Origin of the sequence: Shewanella sp. M16, from assembly GCF_018224605.1 — a bacterium.
In the GTDB taxonomy this organism is placed as follows: Bacteria; Pseudomonadota; Gammaproteobacteria; order Enterobacterales; family Shewanellaceae; genus Shewanella; species Shewanella oncorhynchi.
On record NZ_JAGTUL010000172.1, the window covers coordinates 1 to 245 of the forward strand.

1 pseudogene is annotated in these 245 nt (G+C 50.2%); it reads right to left on the reverse strand.

The features are described 5' to 3' along the window. A pseudogene (locus KFE26_RS23915) lies at positions 1–245 on the reverse strand (IS4 family transposase); the annotation flags it as partial.

Consider the following 245-nt stretch of genomic DNA (forward strand, 5'->3'; position numbering starts at 1 on the left):
TAAAACAGCGGCACAGACTGGCCCGTTTTATTCGCCGGAACCTTCACGGTAATGGGCGTAAAGCGGATATCACAGTGCGCAACTCTGGCTTTGCGACCGCCTTTTTGTTGCACCTGTATCATCCGCTCACCGGCACTTTGCAGCGTCTCACTAAACGCATAGAGTTTGTGCTGGTCTTCTTCAATACAGCGGCTTTGCATCGAGCGTACAATAAACCGTTGTTGTGTATCGGTTTTAAAGCGCAG